Annotated in this window: 16 protein-coding genes and 1 tRNA gene; 7 read left to right on the forward strand and 10 right to left on the reverse strand. The window is 64.6% G+C overall.

Going from position 1 to position 17592, the window contains the following annotated elements; genetic code table 11:
* Positions 1–2 precede the first annotated feature (2 nt).
* Positions 3–548 carry a nitroreductase family protein gene (locus tag ABIB54_RS04405; protein WP_354574322.1) on the forward strand — a complete coding sequence of 182 codons (546 nt, stop codon included), beginning with the start codon at positions 3–5 and terminating at the stop codon, positions 546–548.
* Here the strand turns inward: ABIB54_RS04405 and ABIB54_RS04410 are convergent.
* The gene (locus ABIB54_RS04410; protein ID WP_354574323.1) at positions 535–1509 is read right to left on the reverse strand and encodes a DMT family transporter; all 975 of its coding nucleotides are present in this window, start codon (positions 1507–1509) and stop codon (positions 535–537) included. The two genes, ABIB54_RS04405 and ABIB54_RS04410, sit on opposite strands and share 14 nt — an antisense overlap.
* 191 nt (positions 1510–1700) lie before the next feature.
* On the opposite strand from ABIB54_RS04410, the gene ABIB54_RS04415 reads away from it, so the two are divergent.
* Positions 1701–1778, forward strand: a tRNA-Thr gene (locus tag ABIB54_RS04415).
* Positions 1779–1800: 22 nt separating this feature from the next.
* On the opposite strand, the gene ABIB54_RS04420 is transcribed toward ABIB54_RS04415, so the two are convergent.
* From ABIB54_RS04420 to ABIB54_RS04455, 8 genes are all read right to left on the reverse strand, one after another.
* On the reverse strand, positions 1801–2226 hold the full coding sequence (locus ABIB54_RS04420; RefSeq protein ID WP_354574324.1) for a DUF6262 family protein: 426 nt from the start codon (positions 2224–2226) through the stop codon (positions 1801–1803).
* On the reverse strand, positions 2213–4138 hold the full coding sequence (locus ABIB54_RS04425; protein WP_354574325.1) for a tyrosine-type recombinase/integrase: 1926 nt from the start codon (positions 4136–4138) through the stop codon (positions 2213–2215). Before ABIB54_RS04425 ends, ABIB54_RS04420 begins: the two co-directional genes overlap by 14 nt.
* Positions 4131–5234 (reverse strand): tyrosine-type recombinase/integrase, encoded by a 1104-nt coding sequence (locus tag ABIB54_RS04430; protein ID WP_354574326.1) that lies wholly within the window; start codon positions 5232–5234, stop codon positions 4131–4133. The genes ABIB54_RS04425 and ABIB54_RS04430 overlap by 8 nt, the downstream gene beginning before the upstream one ends.
* A gap of 197 nt (positions 5235–5431) precedes the next feature.
* Positions 5432–5770, reverse strand: coding sequence for a YciI family protein (locus ABIB54_RS04435; RefSeq protein WP_354574327.1), 339 nt, complete (start codon positions 5768–5770; stop codon positions 5432–5434).
* A 274-nt stretch (positions 5771–6044) separates the two neighbouring features.
* Complete coding sequence (locus ABIB54_RS04440; RefSeq protein ID WP_354574661.1) at positions 6045–6296, reverse strand: VOC family protein; 252 nt, start codon at positions 6294–6296, stop codon at positions 6045–6047.
* A 131-nt stretch (positions 6297–6427) separates the two neighbouring features.
* A complete protein-coding gene (locus ABIB54_RS04445) occupies positions 6428–7222 on the reverse strand; it encodes a ferritin family protein (RefSeq protein WP_185201584.1) in 795 nt (264 codons plus the stop codon).
* A gap of 25 nt (positions 7223–7247) precedes the next feature.
* A complete protein-coding gene (locus tag ABIB54_RS04450; RefSeq protein ID WP_354574328.1) occupies positions 7248–9587 on the reverse strand; it encodes an SDR family oxidoreductase in 2340 nt (779 codons plus the stop codon).
* The gene (locus tag ABIB54_RS04455; RefSeq protein WP_354574329.1) at positions 9584–10450 is read right to left on the reverse strand and encodes a hypothetical protein; all 867 of its coding nucleotides are present in this window, start codon (positions 10448–10450) and stop codon (positions 9584–9586) included. The genes ABIB54_RS04450 and ABIB54_RS04455 overlap by 4 nt, the downstream gene beginning before the upstream one ends.
* Positions 10451–10524: 74 nt before the next feature.
* Here ABIB54_RS04455 and ABIB54_RS04460 point away from each other — a divergent pair, with 74 nt between their 5' ends.
* The 3 genes from ABIB54_RS04460 to ABIB54_RS04470 are packed head-to-tail and all read left to right on the forward strand — an operon-like array spanning position 10525 to position 13774.
* Positions 10525–11304 (forward strand): SDR family NAD(P)-dependent oxidoreductase, encoded by a 780-nt coding sequence (locus ABIB54_RS04460; protein WP_354574330.1) that lies wholly within the window; start codon positions 10525–10527, stop codon positions 11302–11304.
* Positions 11305–11312: 8 nt separating this feature from the next.
* A complete protein-coding gene (locus ABIB54_RS04465; protein WP_354574331.1) occupies positions 11313–12053 on the forward strand; it encodes a lysophospholipid acyltransferase family protein in 741 nt (246 codons plus the stop codon).
* A 32-nt stretch (positions 12054–12085) separates the two neighbouring features.
* A complete protein-coding gene (locus ABIB54_RS04470) occupies positions 12086–13774 on the forward strand; it encodes an FAD-binding oxidoreductase (protein WP_354574332.1) in 1689 nt (562 codons plus the stop codon).
* 117 nt (positions 13775–13891) lie between these two features.
* Here ABIB54_RS04470 and ABIB54_RS04475 read toward each other — a convergent pair whose 3' ends face one another.
* The gene (locus ABIB54_RS04475) at positions 13892–14821 is read right to left on the reverse strand and encodes a DsbA family protein (RefSeq protein ID WP_354574333.1); all 930 of its coding nucleotides are present in this window, start codon (positions 14819–14821) and stop codon (positions 13892–13894) included.
* Between the two features lie 240 nt (positions 14822–15061).
* On the opposite strand from ABIB54_RS04475, the gene ABIB54_RS04480 reads away from it, so the two are divergent.
* The gene (locus ABIB54_RS04480; RefSeq protein ID WP_354574334.1) at positions 15062–16156 is read left to right on the forward strand and encodes an ABC transporter ATP-binding protein; all 1095 of its coding nucleotides are present in this window, start codon (positions 15062–15064) and stop codon (positions 16154–16156) included.
* A gap of 87 nt (positions 16157–16243) precedes the next feature.
* Positions 16244–17521, forward strand: a complete 1278-nt coding sequence (locus tag ABIB54_RS04485; RefSeq protein WP_354574335.1) for a DUF4032 domain-containing protein — start codon at positions 16244–16246, stop codon at positions 17519–17521.
* The last annotated feature ends 71 nt before the right edge of the window (positions 17522–17592 follow it).

A 17592-nucleotide genomic window follows, 5' to 3' on the forward strand; every position in this document is an offset into this window, starting at 1 on the left:
CGATGTCGCTGCTGGATGCCGTCAGCCGCCGCCGCTCGCAACCGAAGGTCAGCGCTGACGCACCCAGTCACGACGAACTGCTGCCCCTCGTGGCGGCGGCGTCCTCCGTCGCCGACCACGCGGCGCTGCGTCCCTGGCGCCTCATCGAACTCCGCGGAGCTGCGCGCGAGCGGCTCGGCACGGCGTTCGTCGAAGCGAGCGGCCTGGAGGGCGCGGATGCCGCGAAGCTGGCGGCCAAGCCGCTGCGGGCATCACTGCTGATCGCCGTCGTCGAGGCAGTTCAGCCCAGCCACAAGGTGGCCGACTGGGAGCAGGCGGCGGCAGCAGCCGGTGTCGCCCACACTCTCAGCCTGTTGCTGGATGACGCGGGCTGGGGCGTGATGTGGCGCACCGGGCATCTCACCCGCTCGCTTCCCGTGCGCGTGATGCACCACCTGGCTGATAACGAGCAACTGCTGGGCTGGCTCTTCGTCGGAGGACGTGAACAGGGCGAGAAGGCCGGCGAACGCAAGCCATTCCCCGCCGAGGACTACCTCAGCGTGCTCTGACCGGCGCCGTGCCCAGTGATCGCGACGGGATCGCCGCGATCACCACCGCCACCAGGGTGAGCAGTGTGCCGATCACGGTGGAGGTCACGATCACCCGCCCGGTTGCCGGAATCACGAGATCCAGCACCAGCGACATCACGAGCTGTCCGGCGACCGAACCGAGACCGAGGAGCAGCACTCCGGTGACGCGCACCACGACGACTGCGCCCCCGATGAAGATCGTGCCGATGAGACCTCCGAGATAGAGCAGGGGGTTGGTCGGCATCCGCTCGGGAAGGCCGACGATGGCTTCGTGGATCAGGCAGGCCACGAGAAGCACGGTGGTACCGACCAGGAAGTTCATGAAAGTGGCGGTGAGGGCGGATGCCGCGACGCGTCGCACCTGCCCGTTGACCGCCTGCTGGAGGCCAACAGCCAGTCCCGCGGCAAACGGAAGCAGCAGCATCCAGGCCGGGATGTCGCCGCCGACGCCCGCCGAGACCGCCACGCCGACCGCCACGAGAGCGAGCGCGGAGCCGAGGAGCCGGGTGACCGTGATCGCGGCCGGTGGCGTGTGTCCGATGCCGTTGCGGTCGATCGCGAGTCCGCTGATGGTCTGGCCGCAGACGACGGCCACGGTGAACAGTGCGACACCGAGCACCGCGCCCGTGATGCCCTGCGCGAGTACGAAGAGTGCGCCGCCCGCTCCCCCGCACAGGTACGACCACGGTGTGGTGCCCTCGCGAACAGAGGCGAACGCCTTCGACAGGCCACGGCGGCCGGGAGCCCACGCGGCGAGCGCGACGACGAGGATGACGAGGCCCGAGCCGAAGGAGATGACCGCGGCGAGATAGCCGTCGGAGAGCGCCCGGCCCAACTCTCCATTGATCCGCGACTGGGTCGCGGTGAGAACACCGACCATCACTGCGCCCGCGACCCCGATGGCGACCGCCGACCGGGAGTGCGCGTGTTCGGTCGTCATTGGTCCAAGGTTATCGGCAGCGGCGCCCCACTCTGCGCACGCCAAGTAATATGAATACCCGTTCGCCCCCTTAGCTCAGTTGGCCAGAGCACTTCTTATCTCTAGCCGTCGAAGACTTTTGGTTTGAACTGCTGGTATCGAGCGTGAAGGACATGTCATGCAAGAAGTCCAGGCACCATAATTGAACGCCGGCCCCCTTAGCTCAGCCCGGCCAGAGCAGCTCACTTGTAATGAGCAGGTCAACGGTTCGAATCCGTTAGGGGGCTCCACTCGGGGCACTGTCGATTGTTCTCAGAAACGCGTTTTGCGCAGCGGGAGTACATTTTCAGGGCGACGTGGATTTTGGAGATCTATAACCTCCTGTAGCAGTGCCGCGTTCTGTCGGCGAAGGTCGTTATTTTCCTCCCTCACCTTTTTCGCTTCGAGTAGCGCGGCCGCGAGGCGCATGCGTATCGACTCTTCGGATCCAGTCGATCTAGCTTGAGGCAGTGCCATCGGCGTGGCTGCGGTGAAGGCAGCGCGAGCTGTGCTTACGAGGTGCAGCGCTGCAGTATTCGAGTAAATGAAATTTCGCGATACGCCAGCTCGCTGAGCAACTGTTTTCAGCGAGAGACGGCTCCCCTCGGACTCTAGGTCCCTGACCGCAGCTCTAACGGCTACCAGACATCGTTTAGAACGTTCCTGAGCGGCCGCCGTGAGGTGCTCAGACATTCGCATTGGCCTTATCGCGCTCGTCGATGCGCTCAAGCTTCTGGATGAGCTTTGTCAGTGCGAAGAACGGCTTCTGGTTCTTCTCGACGATTCTCTGATGTCCTTCCTTTTCCGCGAGTTCGATCATGATTAGATGCTCCGCTCTCTGCTCACGAAGGACCGGTAGGTATTCAGGGGTAGTGAGGAACAAGGGGCAATAGAGGCACGCGTTTGCGTGCTCGCAACTCTCGCTGCAGTGGAGCCCGCACCGGCCATTCGGCAACGCCTGAGTAGCGCCGCCCATGAATGCATGGACCCAAGCAGCATCCGCGACATCTCCGCTCTTGCTCTGAACGATTTCACCGTCGCTGTTGACCGCTATCGTCCCCTCCCATTGTTCACGTGCGGCCTCCTCCGACATTCGGGCGTAGATCTCCGTCGTCTGCATGCTCTTCTGGCCGAGCAGCTTCTGAATGACCGGGATAGTCACCCCGGCTTCCAACCAATCCGTGGCATTTTGGTGCCGGAACATGTGCGGCGTGACACGCAAATACTTCCCTGAGGAGTCACGAAGATCGAGCTCTTTGGCATAACTAGTAAGAGCGCTGTTGACCAAAGTAAGCGTGATTATGCGGTCGTGTTCATCCACGGCGAAGAGCATCTTTGCGGTCGGGTATTTCGCCCGTTTGAACCTAATGTGGCCTTTAATCGCCTCCGCAAGAGCCGGCTCCACCGGAGCCCAACAATATTCATTTGACTTCGAATTCAAGTACCTGAGCGACCATTTGCCCTCATCGACTTCGGATAGCGCGTCCATCGCGATGCCGTTGCAAACGTCCTTCCTGCGAAGCCCGGTCTCAGCGATGATCCTGATGATGAGCCGGCAGTCCAGGTCCTCGATCAGCTGGAGGTTGCCTGGGGTGCGCAGCCTCGCTGTTGCGCTTTTGCCGATAAGTCGGGGATTGCTTCTTGGCACTCGCGGGCGTTCGCTGCGTAGCCAACGAGCAGCCAGAGGAATGTCGGCCCAATCGTTTAGCCGCACTTCGTCGACGAAGACCGTCAGGGAGCTAATCACCAAGCTGCGGTATTTCGCAGTGTAGGGCTCGCCATTGGCCTGACGACGCTTCCTGGTGAAATCGAGGAACCGCACCATGTGCTCCCTGGTCAGTTGCGACCACTTGGTCACGTTCTGCCCTTCGAGCCACGCGCAGAAAACGGTGAGGTGTAAGACCGTCGATTGAATGTAGGACGGGGCGCCCTGTTCACTCGACGTTCGGTAATCGACCCACCGTTGAGCCGTCTTTCGGAACTCGGGATTCGCGATGTTATTGAGGTTTGCAAACGCTCCTCGGCCGGCCGAACCCAGACCTAGATAACGCCTCGTCGGCTCGATCCCAACGCGAATACACAACTCATCGAGCGTGTCGAGAAGTGCGGAGCGGGCGATAGCTTGAGCACCCCCGCTTCCATTGACGATCTCATCGATGGCGCTTGCGTCATATCTGAGTTCTAGGATCGATCCCACTCCAAGCCGTGCGAGGCCCCTGGCCACCGCATTCACCGCAAGCGGCCTCACAGGTCTATTTCGCTCACCGCGCTTCATCAGCCCGAATGCCAGCTCGTCTCGAACCAAAGTCGAGCCGGCGTGAGCAACGTTGAAGAGATTTTCGGGAGCGATTCTCTTCCGCCCCGCGGTAGTGCTCTGCGCCCATGCAACGGGATCCTTTTCCGCTGACGCCGTGAATCTATTGCCATGCGGCTTACAAAAGTCCAGATCGGTCTTGGTGCTGATCCGCACGCAACCAACCGCGATGCACTCCTTTCGGGAGTACCGACCTTTTGTGTCCGGTGAAATAGGGTCAAGCAAGAAGTGAGGTGGCAGCTCCTCGCGCAGCTTCCTTCCGTACTCGTCGCTAGGCGCGAATTCGAGGTTAGGCATCGCTAAAGACTCCGGCTTCGATTAATTGGCGGCGGATATCTTCGACATTTGTGTGATCGTAGATCTCCATGGTCGTCTTCACAGAGGCGTGGGTAACCAGGTATGAAACTGTCTTGATGGGAACTCCGGCCTGAAGGAGCCTGGTGACATAGGAGTGCCGGAAAGTGTGCGCGCTCCATTCATCGAGGCCAGACTTGCTGCGAAGTCGCTTGACAATCTGCTCGACCGTTTTATAGGAGAGGGGAGCGCCGATTTTTCCGGACCATAGATTGATGAACACGAAATCCGAATCGACCATCCCGTATTCGGTCCCCATGTAGGCCGCATAGAGCTTGATAAGGCCGTGCGGGACGGGAACCTCTGCCTCAAGGAGACTCTTGTTCCTCGATTCGATGCCGAGCGTTAGGTCGTGGCGTTTTACCCGAACGACCGACTTTGGCACCCGAATATCGGAGTGCCGGAGCAGGAGCAGTTGCCCGATGCGCATGCCTGTCTCATAGAGCATGGAAACCAGCAACTTGTCGCGAAGGTTGTTGCACGAATCCACGATCGCGTCGACCTCGTCGTTGGTGAGAATCTGCAGCTTTCCAGATGTCTGTCTCAGACGCGGTCCGATGGTGACGGCAATGGATTCTCGGTCCATAACTAGTCTCTTATGCTTCCGAGCTGTCCGCCGCAGTAGCGAATAGACCTGGTCATTCGAGGACTCGAAACGGTAGAGCGCAAACGCAGAAATGGACGCCATGCAGCGGTTCACGCTGGCGGGCGTCCGAACCCCCGACGGATTCCCTGGACGAGCCCTCTCGGCAGATGCCGCTCGCGCGAATTTGACGAAGCGGCCCAGAACTTCATTGTTGATGGCTGTCCACATGACGCCGTCAATTTCGAGAAAACTATAGAAGATGGCGAGATCGGACGCGTAGGCCTTCAACGTATTGACCGATCGCTCGATCGCTTCGCTGTGACGGAGGAATGCGGTTACTTCAGGAATGGGCACACCCCGCGAGTCGACGACCGCCCAACGCTCGGCACTCTCGATCTTGGCTATCGCGGCGATGATTGCCTCCTGGGCACACACTAGGTCATTCAGTGTCATCGAAGGAAGCATTCGAGGAGTGGATGACGTCGATTACGTAGGTGCCGACTACTAGAGATAACACCGCTCTTGTAAAGCGGGGGTCGTCGGTTCGAATCCGACAGGGGGCTCCACTTCAGTCGAAGACGGGCGTGTTCGGGCTACTGGGGCCGGCACGCCAGCCCGGTCCGTCCGCGAGCGCCCGGTGTTCGCGAAAGCTAACTGGCCGGGTCGTACATGAACTCTCGGAGTTCCTGGGCGCATCGGCAGGCGGCCGCGATCTTCCTCGACCATTCGACGGCGTCCTCGCGCGTCGGCAATTCCAGGACGGTGAACCCGCCCTTGAGGCGACTGCCCACATAGATCTCTGGCGTGACCGACCCATCGGCCGACACCAACACCGGATCGACCTGTTCGTCGATCCCTCCCCCGAACACGTAGACGCCGGCCGCTTTGGCCTCCTCGATCACGGCGTGGGAGTCGGCGACGACGAGCGGGAACTCCTCCTCGGTGACCACCATGGCTTCGCTCGGGAAGGAGATGAGGTACTTGGTCATGGCTTCATAGTGCTCCAGCCGCACGCTGGTCAGCAAGAGCGACGGCCCGGTCGCACGGTGAGGTGTGCCCCGAGGTTCGATCGCGGCCTCGCGGTCCCGCCGCGCACCCCACGAATGCGGGCGACTTCGGTCATTCGGGGCCGGCGTGCCGGCCCGTTTTGTCCGGATTGGCCCGGATTGGCCCGGACTGGCCCGGACTGCGGACCATGCGATCGTCGTCAGGCTGGGCCGGTCAGCTGGATGAGGTTGCCGCAGGTGTCGTCGAGCACTGCGGTCACGACGGGTCCCTCGACGTCGGAGCCTGCGTGAAGTGCACCCCGCGCGCCTCGAGATCCGCGTGGGTGGCGGCCACGTCATCCACCGCGAACGATGCGAAGGGGATGCCGTCCGCGACCATCGCCTGTTTGAACACCCTGGCTGCCGGGTGCACATCGGGCTCGAGCAGCAACTCGGCCCCGTCGGGCTCATTCGCTCCCACGACGGTGAGCCAGCGGTGCTCACAGAGGGAGACATCGGTCTTGGCGATGAACCCGAGCTTCTCGGTGTAGAACGCGAGCGCCTTGGCCTAGTCGTCGACCAACGCGCTCGCCACGGTGATTCTGGGCATGAGAGTCTTCATCGGCGGCTCGGCGTCGAATACTCCTACTGCGCCCGAACTCAGGCGGCGACGCCCAGCTTGTCCAGCGAGTCCTCGACGATCGTGAGGCCCTCCATGCCGGGGAGCCCGGAGATGGCTGCGTCGATCTTGCGCGCACCCTTGCGGCCCTCGGCTCCGCCCATGAGGTGGCCCATCACGTGCTGGACCTCGGTGCGCTCCATGATGCTGGAGCCGACGGGCGCCCAGAAGTTCTTGAGCGCGAAGCGGGCGAGCACCTGCGCCTTGCGGCTCTTGGCGAGGCGATCACGGGCCTGGGAGGTGTAGAAGGCGACGTGGCGAGCCTCCTGCTTCGCGATCCGCTTCAGCAGCTCGGCGAGCACCGGGTCTTCCTCCAGGTCCGCCATACGGTTGTAAGCGGTGATCGCCGACCACTCGTTGGCAGCACCCCAGGCCATGTGCACGGCCACGAAGTCCGTGCCCACCAGCTTTCCGGCGATGGACTGCTTGATCGGATCCAGCTTGTCCTTCCACCCGAGCTTCAGGCGGTCGGCCTTGATCTCGTCGAAGTCGACGACGATCCCGTGGATGCCGAGAACCGTCGCGAGCGCTTCGCCGTGCCAGAACTCCTCGCGGTTCCACATGGTCATGAACGCACTCATGTCCGCCTCCTTGTGGGAGGGGGTGGTGAGGAGGTCGCGCGTGTAACAGACCGTGTGATATTCCACATCCGCCATATAACGGAGGGTGCGAAGCGAGCCCGCCGGAAGAGGATGCTCGCGAAAGCGCTCGAGGTCGAGATCGTCCCAATTCACGTTGACCGAGGTCGCCGTGTACTTGTCTACATCGAATGCCATGTGCTGTGAGGAGAGGCCGAGACGGCTACTCTCCCGCTCCTTTCGGGCTTACTGGATCCGTGGGGTGGGATCCGCGCTTCCAGTTGTGGATGCTCCACCTTCTTCGTTGTGCCTCACGCGACAGATTGGTGTCGGGGTTGACCGCACTGGGGTTTCCCAGCAGTTCGAGCCAGACCAGGTCGGCATGACTGTCACCGTAGCCGTAGCTCTGCGAGAGATCGAATCCGTTGGTCTCGGCGTAGCGCAGCAGCCAGGCGGCTCGCGCCTCATCCACCAGGGGCGGCTGGGCGAGATAGCCGGTGAGCACACCGTCGCGCTCGTGCATCGACCCCGCGATCACCTCGTCGAAGAGATCGGCGAGCGGGGCGACGAGGGTGCCGATCGAACCGGTGACGAGCACGGTGCGATGGCCGGCGGCCCGGTGCTCCTTGATGCGGGCGATCGCGGCGGGCATGGTGTGCCGCAGGAGGGTATCGCGGTAGCCGCCAGAGACGACGCTCTCGAGCCGCGCCACCGGCATGCCGCTGTACCGCCGGAGGAAGACCCGGATGAACTCCCCGCGGTCTCGGCGTTCGGCGCTCAGGTAGCCCGGCAGCGAGCCGAGCAGGCTGGCCACTTCGCCCGGCCAGGCTGCCTTGCGGAAGCCCGCCGAACGCACCCAGAGGTACTGCTCGACGATGTTGGAATCGACGACTGTGCCCTCGAGGTCGAAGACGGCCACGACATCCGTGCGGGCCGGCAGCGCCTTCTGCACCTTCTCCGAGGCGGCCGGCCGCACGGCGAAAGCCCGGGTGAGGGTCGTGATGGCGGGGAAGTGCACGCGCTGGAGGTAGTCCTCCCAGTCGATCGTCGTCACGTCGAAGCCGGTGTCGTCCCCGGGAGTGAGCGCCAGGGATTCCCCGAGCTCGCGCAGCTTTCGGTCGTCGAAGATGATCTCCGTCTGCACGTAGGCGCGATAGAGCTCGGCGAAGTTGCGCAGCGATTCGAGATCGCTGCGACGGGTCGTCACCTTGGCGATCTGGGCGCGGGTGCGGGCCGTGGACGGAAACCGCTCGAGCAGCTGCTCGCGCCGGTCGTTCCAGCGCTCCTGGTTGCGCAGGGCACGCTCCACCTTGCGGTCACCGGGAAAACTCCAGGTGGGCACCCGCACCTGGCCCTCGCTCGCGTGCGGCATCGGATTGGCCGTGAAGAACTCGTTCATGTTCTGCAACATGCGGTGGATAGGCAGCGGATTGCTCGCCCCCGAGCTCACGTGCACGTACTGGGCGACCGGTGCCGGGCGGGCGGCGATCGCGAGGATCGCGTTCACGACGAAGTCGACGGGGATCACATCGAGCACGCTGTCGGGAAGGCCGGGGAACTCGGGCAGCAGGCCGCGCCCGTAGGCGAGGATCAGCGGGTCGGCCACCTTGAAGCCGTCGATCCAGCCGGGGAACGGATGCTGCAGCGCGCTCTCGATGATCGCGGGGCGCACGACGGACAGCCGGTGGCCGGCATCCCCCCACATCTCCTCGGCGGCTCGTTCGGCGAAGGCCTTGGTGAGCGTGTACACGTCGGTCCAGCCCAGGCTCTCGGCGCGGGTGCGGCCGTAGTCGACGAGGCGGGAGCGCACCCACTCGACACGGGCGGCTTCCGCGGCCTTCGCGACCGCCTGCGGACCTTCCTTGCCGTGCTCGGCGCGGCCCTCCCCGAGGAAGCGGCGAAGGGTCTCCGGCTGGCGTGAAGCCATCTCGACGCGGACGCGAGCGTCGCGCGCGGCTTCGAACTCGCTGCGCCAGTCCACGGTGTGGGCGAGTCGCGCCTCCGGCACGATCCCCTTGCGGATGCCGCCGACGTACGCCGTCGACACGTGCACGACGTGCGGGTCCGCCCCGCTCGCGAGCAGTGCCGTGTAGAGGGTCACCGCTCCCCCCAGGTTCGTCTCGAAGGCCTGGTCGATGGGGGGATCGAAGGACACGGATGAAGCGCTGTGGATGACGACGTCCAGGTCTGCGGGGAGCGCCGGCACCGAGCCGAGATCCCCCTCGACCACGCGAAGGCGTTCACGGACGGCTCGTTCCACCTCGTCGTCTCCGACGCGCTCCCGCCACAGGCGGAAGACCGGCTTGCGCAGCAGGGTGCGCAGGCGGTCCGTCGCACTCGTGCTGCCCTTCGAACGGATCAGAAGGGAGATGGTGGTGTCCGGATGCGACGACAGCAGACGCTCGAGGATCGCCTGGCCGACGAACCCGGTCCCTCCCGTGAGGAAGACGTGGGACGAGCCGAGGCCGGATGCGGCGACGGCCTTCGGCGCCGCGACCTTCGCTTTGCGTACGGGAGCCTTTTTCGACGGCTGTGCTTTCGACGGCTCTGCGGCGGCGTTCATTCGCGCAACTTCCGGGTCACGGCATCGCCGATGCGGGAATCCATGCCGGGCAGTCCGGCGACCCGGCGACCGATGTCGGCGGCACGCTCTCGGCCCGAGTCGTCGCCGAAGACGGAAGTCTCGAAGAAGGATCGGTCGTCACCGGCGCGGTCGATGGCGCCGAGCGGCCAGGCCTGGCGCTCGAGAGAGGTGCGGGTGAGGGCGACGGCTTTCGGGTCATCCGCCAGTCGACGCCGGGCCTCGTCGTCGAAGAAGGCGACGTGCCTCTCCTTCACTGCGACGATCGTCGCGATGGTGGCCGAGAGCGCTGAGCTCTGACTCGAGGCGTCCAGACGGTCGTATGCCGCACGGGTCACCCATTCGTCCACCAGACCCGTTGTCACGTGAACCCCGATGATCGGTACCCCCTGGATGAGCCCCGCGATCGCCCGACGGATCGGCCCGTGTCGTTCGACCGACTCGGTGTGCGATCGGCGCACCGAGCCCTCGGCCGCGTCGTGCGACTTGGCTTGCCCGTTCGCCTCGAGCACGGCATCGAGGGCGTCGGCGATCCAGAATTTCTCGAATGCCCAGGTCACCAGAAAGGCCGTGATCCGGGCATCCTTGTGTGTCGCCGTCACCAGCAGGTTGCGCAACTGCTCCATCGTGCCGCTCTCCAGGCGGGCCAGATACCGCACGGAGCGGATGCTGTCCGCCGAGAGCGGGGTCGTCGAGAATTCGTCGAGGCGCAGTGTCTCGCGATGATTGCCCTGTGCCGTTCGGGCGAAGCCGCGAACGTCGAATCGCGCAGGGGTGGAGTCCAGGGCGTGATCGCCCGAACCCGCCGGGGATTCAGTGGTGGAGTCGCTGTTCGCGAATGTCATGATTCCAAGCCTTTGCTGCCATCGGAGCCCCTGTTTAGGCAACCGCTGCCCCCTGAGCAGCGTAACCTAACGGCATGGGTGTAGCTCTCGTCACCGGCGGCACGTCTGGCATAGGTGCCGCGTTCGCCCGTCTCCTCGCTGCGCGTGGCTATGATCTCGTGCTCGTCGCCCGGTCGACCGACCGGCTCGAGACGATGGCCGCGGAATTGAGGGCGACGGGCCGTTCCGTCGAGTTGCTTCCGGCCGACCTGTCGGACCGGAAGGCGGTCGCCCGGGTGGCCGAACGGCTGAGCGATCCCGAGCGGCCCATCGACATGCTGGTGAACAATGCCGGATTCGGCATGCATTCCTCGTCGCTCGATCCCGACGTCTCCGAATTCGACCGAGCGTTCGAGGTCATGTGCCGCGCGGTCTTCGTTCTGAGCGGTGCCGCGGCTCGAGGGATGGTCGAGCGTGGTTCCGGCAGCATCCTCAATGTCTCGAGCACCGCGGGGTTCCTCACGATGGGTGCCTACTCGTCGATCAAGGCCTGGGTCACCTCGTACACCGAGGGACTCGCGGTGGAGTTGCGCGGCAGTGGCGTCACGGTCACGGCCCTCTGCCCGGGTTGGGTTCGCACGGAGTTTCATGAGCGGGCCGGCATCCGTTCGGGCGGCATCCCAAACTTTATGTGGCTCGACGCCGAACAACTGGTGAGCGCAGCCCTGCGCGACGTGGATCGAGGCAAAGTGATTTCCATACCTACTCTTCGCTACCGAGCGCTGATCGGCTTGGCCGGGCTCGCTCCGAAGAGCGCCATCCGTTCGTTCTCCGGTGCGATCTCGTCGTCTCGGCGAAAGCCCGTAGTGCGGTGACGGTGCGGATGCCTCTCAGCTCGCGCCCCGCAGGGCCCCGTTCCGCAGCGAAGCGGCTTCATGATCGCTTCAACTCCCCCTACCAGGCCGTAGCTCGTTTCCTCGCCCAGCGGGCACTGCTCAAGCCGCTCATCTGGTCGCTCACGAGCGTCACCGTGATCCGCAGTGAGAAGCTGAAAGAGGTGAAGGGCGGGTTCGTGGTGATCGCGAACCACTCCAGCCATCTCGACACCCCGCTGATCGTCGGATCGCTCCCCCGCCCACTGGCCCGCTACCTCGCCGCCGGTGCCGCCGCGGACTACTTCTTCAACGTCTGGTGGCGCCGCGGGCTCACTGCGCTGTTCTTCAATGCCTTCCCCGTCCGTCGAACCGGGACAGAGACATCGTCGACCAGCGCCCGCTCGCTGCTGATGCGCGGCATCCCCGTGCTGATCTTCCCGGAGGGCACCCGGTCGAAGGACGGCGAGCTCGGCCGCTTCAAGCCGGGCGCCGCGGCCCTTGCCGCCGCCTGTGACGTGCCGTGCATCCCGGTGGCCCTCATCGGGGCGCACATCGCCCACCCCCGTGGCACGAACTGGCCGAGACCCGGCAGGCTGCCCGTCGGAGTCGTCTTCGGAGACCCGCTTCGCGTCGCGGAGGGCGAATCCAAGGGAGACTTCGCCGAGCGCACCCGCCAGGAGATCGTGCGCCTGAGAGACCTGCATTCGGCCGACATCCTCGGCCGACACACCCGACCCCGGCAGAAATGACCGCGGTACCCGCAACACGGAGGAGTACAGAAGTGACCGATGTTCAGCACATGAAGTGGTGGGGCTGGGGACGGGATGGCGTCGCGTTCCATCACGATGACAAGCCCGGGTTCGCCCCATTCCTCACCTTCGCCCTCGGGCTCGAGCCGGGGGCGCCGACGGTCGCTCCCCCCACCTTCGAGGACCTAGATGTGCCGGCCAGCCGCGCGAGCGCTGACTTCCTCGAGCGGTTGGTCGCCATCGCCGGGGACGAGCATGTGACCACGGACGACATGAGCCGCGTCGTGCACACCTTCGGCAAGAGCATCCGCGACCTGATCCGCGTTCGCGCCGGGTCCCTTGCCCGCACCCCCGACGTGGTGATCTACCCCGCGGACGAATTCGAGGTGCAGCAGGTGGTGGATGCCGCGGTCGCGGCCGACGCCGTGATCATCCCCTTCGGCGGCGGAAGCAACATCGTTGGCAGCCTCGAACCGCTCGCCGAAGAGACCCGCACCGTGATCTCCCTCGACCTCGGGCGCCTCAACCGCGTGATCGACATCGACGAAGGATCCGGCCTCGCCCGCATCGAAGCCGGAGCACAGGGCCCCGACCTCGAGGCCCAGCTCGAGAAGCGCGGCTGGACGATCGGTCACTTCCCCGACAGCTTCACCCACTCCACCGTCGGTGGATGGGTCGCCACGAGATCCTCCGGAATGCAGTCGGACAAGTACGGCGACATCGCCGACATCGCCAAGGGACTTCGCGTCGTGCGCCCGGGAACCGTGCTCGTCATCCGCGCCGTGCCGAGCGCTTCCACCGGCCCGAGCGTGCGGGAGATGATCCTCGGCAGCGAGGGGCGCCTCGGCGTGATCACGGAGGTGACCGTACAGGTGCACCGCATCCCGGTGAAGCGGGAGATCCAGGCCTACCTCTACCCCACCTGGACTGACGGGCTCGCGGCGATGAAGGAGATCTCGGAAAGCGACGCCACTCCCTCGGTAACCCGGGTCTCCGACGGTCGCGAGACCGTGTTCTCGTTCGCGACCAGCAAGGAGAGCAAGGGAATCTCGAGCCTCGTGACCAAGGGCCTCGGCGTCTTCCTCAAATCGAAGGGCTGGGACACCGACAAGATGTGCCTGTCGTTCATCGGCTACGAGGGCAGCGAAGAGCACGTGGCCCGCAACGAGAAGCTCGTCGGGCGCATCGTCAAGAAGCACGGCGGCATCGGAGTGGGCAAGGGACCCGGTGCCCTCTACGACCAGAAGAAGTTCGACACCCCGTACATCCGCGACTTCCTGCTCGACCTCGGCGGTTCAGCGGATGTCTCGGAGACCTCGGCCCCCTGGTCGAAGCTCCCCGGACTGTACGACAACGTGATGGCCGCCGCGAACAAGGCCTTCGATGAGATCGGGGTCAAGGGCTGGATCATGGCCCACCTCTCCCACTCGTACCACTCGGGAGCGTGCCTGTACTTCACCTTCGCCTACCTGCCGAGCGGCGATTCGCTCGACCAGTACGACGTCGTGAAGAGCGCGATCCAGCAGGCCTTCATCGACTCGGGTGGAACAGTGTCGCACCACCACGGTGTCGGCCTCGAGCATGCTCCGTGGCTCGAGCAGGACATCTCCACCGGAGGAGTCGCGGTGATGCAGGGCCTGTTCGACTCGGCCGACCCGACGAACACCTTCAACCCGGGCAAGATCATCACCTCGGCACCGGTGGCGGCCCTGCAGGACTGACCCCGGCGGCACTGCCCCCGGCGGCACTGCCCGAAAACGAGAACGGCCGGACCCCAGGGTCCGGCCGTTCTCGTCAGGCATCACTTCTCCGGCGCGAGCCGGTGGTGAGCGGGAGCGCTAGTTGCCGTCGGCAGCCGACGGCGACGGACTCGGGCTCGGCGTCGCCGAGGAGTCTTCGCTGAAGCTGTCCCCCGCCGCCTTGGAGACCGCGGTCGCGAAGTCCGCGGCGTTGTCGATGGCTCCGCCGTACTTCTTGCCGTTGATGATCACGGTGGGAGTGGACGAGAGATTCTTCACATCCGTACCGACCAGCGGACCGGTCGTCGCCCGGGCCGTCGCCGCATTCGTCCACGACTTGAATTTCTGGTCGATGATGCAGTTGGCGATCGAATCGGCCTTTCCCACCTTCGCCTTCTTCGTGAGTGCGATGATCTGGTCGTCCGTGAGGCCCTCGGTGTTCTCCTTGGGCTGGTTCTGGAAGAGCAGTGCGCTGAAGTCGAAGAACTGGTTGGGCGAGTAGTTGGCCACGCAAGCGGCCGCATTCGCCGACCGCGTGGAGTATTTCTTGCCGAGCGAGGACTGGTCGAGGATGGCGACCGGGTGGATCTCGAGAGTTGCCGCCCCCGTGGAGACCCACTTTTTGATCTGCTCCGCGTTGGTCTTCTCGAAGTCACCGCAGGAGGGGCACTGGTAGTCGATGTACACACGCAGGTCGATCACGTTGGCGGGGTTGGTTGCGGATGGCACGGGCTTGGCATCCGGTTGAAGTGCTGCGGTCGGCACAGCCGTGAACCCCTGGCCGATCTTGATGCCGTCACTGATCATGTTCGCGGGGCCGGGAGACGGCGGCCGCACGCTGTTGACGATCACGAGACCGATGACGGCGACGATGGCGATCACCAGAACCGCGAGGCTCCCCTGCAGTACCACCCGACTGCGGCGATCCTTCTTCTTCTGCTGCTCGCGCAGCGCACGGGCCTTCTCACGCGCAGCCTCGCGCCTCTCGTTCTTGCTGAGACCTTTGTCACTCGAACCGTCGTAGGTCATCGCACCTCACTCGCTATCAATCAATGCCGTGGCCATCAGCCGCTGCAGTTTGCCGTGAGCGGAGCCCTAAGAACACTAGACACGCAGTCTGGGAAAAAGCCAAAGTGCCAGCCGCTTCAGCCTATCGAGGGGAATTGGCCCCTTGGTGCACCCCGTTCGAGTGGCATAATGGCAGTGCACTACCATCCATTCACTACGGATCGTCCGGCACGTACCTGCCGGTGAAGGAGTTGTACAACCATGGCATCTGTCACTTTTGACAAAGCTACCCGCCTCTACCCCGGCTCGACGAAGCCGGCGGTCGACGCGCTCGACCTGCACGTTGCAGATGGCGAGTTCCTCGTGCTCGTCGGACCATCCGGCTGTGGAAAGTCCACGTCCCTGCGCATGCTCGCCGGGCTCGAAGAGGTCAACGACGGCAACATCCTCATCGGTGACCGCAACGTCACCGACGTGCCGCCGAAGGACCGTGACATCGCGATGGTGTTCCAGAACTACGCGCTGTACCCGCACATGACCGTCGCCGAGAACATGGGCTTCGCCCTCAAGATCGCCGGCGTCAACAAGGACGAGCGTGCGACCCGCGTGCTCGAAGCCGCAAAGCTCCTCGACCTCGAGCCCTACCTCGGCCGCAAGCCGAAGGCACTCTCCGGCGGACAGCGCCAGCGCGTCGCCATGGGCCGCGCAATCGTGCGCCAGCCCCAGGTGTTCCTCATGGACGAGCCGCTCTCGAACCTCGACGCCAAGCTTCGCGTGCAGACCCGCACCCAGATCGCATCCCTCCAGCGTCGACTCGGCGTCACCACCGTCTACGTCACCCACGACCAGACCGAGGCGCTCACCATGGGCGACCGCATCGCCGTGCTGAAGGATGGCGTGCTTCAGCAGGTCGGGACGCCCCGCGACCTGTACGCCAACCCGAAGAACGTCTTCGTGGCCGGCTTCATCGGCTCCCCGGCGATGAACCTCTTCACCGCTGAGCTCGTCGACGGTGGCCTCAAGTTCGGCACGGCAGTCGCCGCGCTCGACCGTGCCACCATGGGCAAGACCAACAACACCAAGGTCACCATCGGTGTTCGCCCCGAGGACGTGCGCGTATCGACCTCCGGTGAGGGCCTGCAGGTCGCGGTGGACCTCGTGGAAGAGCTCGGCGCGGACGGCTATCTCTACGGTCACACCGACATCGACGGCGCGCGAGTCGACCTCGTGGCCCGTGTCGATGGACGCTCGCACCCGAACGCCGGTGAGACCGTGTTCATCCTCCCGGAGCCGGCTCACGTGCACGCGTTCGACATCGAGTCGGGCGATCGCCTGAGCAAGGCCGTGGTCGACTAAGCAGTCGAATACCCTTCGGTGCGGGCGGCGATCACGATCGTCGCCCGCACTTTTTCGTCCGCACTACAACTCCGTTAGGCAACGCACATGAGCGGTTCCCTCAACATCACCTCGGCGACAGTCGATCCCGCACTCCTCGACCTGCCCTGGAACCTCCCGCTCGACACCTGGCCGGACAGCGTGATCGCCGCGCTCCCCAAGGGCATCTCGCGCCACCTCGTGCGCTTCGTGCATCTCAGCGGCTATGTGATCGCCATCAAGGAGACCTCGGCGGAGCTCGCCCGCCGGGAGTACGAGATGCTGCGCACGCTGCAGAAGCTCGATGTGCCCTGCGTCGACCCGGTCGCGGTCATCACCAATCGAACGGACGACGAGGGCAACGAGCTCGATTCCGTGCTCGTCACCCGCCACCTGAAGTTCTCGCTGCCCTATCGGGCGCTGTATTCGCAGACTCTGCGCCCCGAGACCGCGACGCGCACCGTCGATGCGCTTGCCGTGCTCCTCGTGCGCCTACACATCATCGGGTTCTTCTGGGGCGACGTGTCGCTCTCCAACACCCTCTTCCGCCGGGATGCCGGCTCCTTCGCCGCCTACCTGGTGGATGCCGAGACCGGCCAGCTCTACAACGGACTGTCTAACGGTCAACGGGAGAACGATCTCGAGATCGCCCGGGTGAACATCGCCGGAGAGCTGCTCGATCTCGCCGCGGGCGGGCGACTCGAGGAGGGACTGGATCCCGTCGAGGTGTCGAACGGCATCGTCGCGGCCTATCGCAGCCTCTGGGTCGAGCTCACCGGATCCGAATCCTTCTCCTCCTCCGAACGCTGGCGCATCAACGAGCGGGTCGAACGACTCAACGAGCTCGGATTCGACATCGAAGAGCTGGCCATCAAGACCGACGACACCGGCTCGCAGGTGCGCATCCAGCCCAAGGTCGTGGATGCCGGGCACCACCAGCGCCGCCTGCTGCGCCTGACCGGGCTCGACGCCCAGGAGAACCAGGCGCGTCGCCTTCTCAACGACCTCGACTCCTACACCGCCACCTTCAACAAACAGGGCGACGATGAGGAGATGGTGGCCCACGAGTGGCTCGCTAAGGTCTTCGAGCCCGTGATCCGCGCCATCCCCCGCGATCTCAAGGGACGACTGGAGCCGGCGGAGATGTTCCACCAGCTGCTGGAGCACCGGTGGTACCTGTCGCAGAACGAGAACCGCGACGTTCCGCTCGCCGAGGCCGTCAGTTCCTATATCGACACCGTCTTGCGCCACCGTCGGGACGAGGCGACGGTCATCGCTCCGGCGACCGGCACGATCACCCTGCCGGTGGACGTCATCGCGGAGGATGACTGGCGCTCGAAAGTCTGAGCCGCCGCCCGACGCGCAGCACCAGAGTCACCGCCTCATCATTCAGGAAGTCCTGTGCCGGGCGGGACGGA

The organism is Frigoribacterium sp. UYMn621 (genome assembly GCF_040549525.1).
Lineage (GTDB): Bacteria > Actinomycetota > Actinomycetes > Actinomycetales > Microbacteriaceae > Lacisediminihabitans.

Excerpts from the sequence above, each read along its gene's own strand:
- ABIB54_RS04405 (WP_354574322.1), top strand. The coding sequence starts at position 3 with ATGTCGCTGCTGGATGCCGTCAGCCGCCGCCGCTCGCAACCGAAGGTC.
- ABIB54_RS04410 (WP_354574323.1), bottom strand. The coding sequence starts at position 1,509 with ATGACGACCGAACACGCGCACTCCCGGTCGGCGGTCGCCATCGGGGTC.
- ABIB54_RS04420 (WP_354574324.1), bottom strand. The coding sequence starts at position 2,226 with ATGCGAATGTCTGAGCACCTCACGGCGGCCGCTCAGGAACGTTCTAAA.
- ABIB54_RS04425 (WP_354574325.1), bottom strand. The coding sequence starts at position 4,138 with ATGCCTAACCTCGAATTCGCGCCTAGCGACGAGTACGGAAGGAAGCTG.
- ABIB54_RS04430 (WP_354574326.1), bottom strand. The coding sequence starts at position 5,234 with ATGACACTGAATGACCTAGTGTGTGCCCAGGAGGCAATCATCGCCGCG.
- ABIB54_RS04435 (WP_354574327.1), bottom strand. The coding sequence starts at position 5,770 with ATGACCAAGTACCTCATCTCCTTCCCGAGCGAAGCCATGGTGGTCACC.
- ABIB54_RS04445 (WP_185201584.1), bottom strand. The coding sequence starts at position 7,222 with ATGGCATTCGATGTAGACAAGTACACGGCGACCTCGGTCAACGTGAAT.
- ABIB54_RS04450 (WP_354574328.1), bottom strand. The coding sequence starts at position 9,587 with ATGAACGCCGCCGCAGAGCCGTCGAAAGCACAGCCGTCGAAAAAGGCT.
- ABIB54_RS04455 (WP_354574329.1), bottom strand. The coding sequence starts at position 10,450 with ATGACATTCGCGAACAGCGACTCCACCACTGAATCCCCGGCGGGTTCG.
- ABIB54_RS04460 (WP_354574330.1), top strand. The coding sequence starts at position 10,525 with ATGGGTGTAGCTCTCGTCACCGGCGGCACGTCTGGCATAGGTGCCGCG.
- ABIB54_RS04465 (WP_354574331.1), top strand. The coding sequence starts at position 11,313 with ATGCCTCTCAGCTCGCGCCCCGCAGGGCCCCGTTCCGCAGCGAAGCGG.
- ABIB54_RS04475 (WP_354574333.1), bottom strand. The coding sequence starts at position 14,821 with ATGACCTACGACGGTTCGAGTGACAAAGGTCTCAGCAAGAACGAGAGG.
- ABIB54_RS04480 (WP_354574334.1), top strand. The coding sequence starts at position 15,062 with ATGGCATCTGTCACTTTTGACAAAGCTACCCGCCTCTACCCCGGCTCG.
- ABIB54_RS04485 (WP_354574335.1), top strand. The coding sequence starts at position 16,244 with ATGAGCGGTTCCCTCAACATCACCTCGGCGACAGTCGATCCCGCACTC.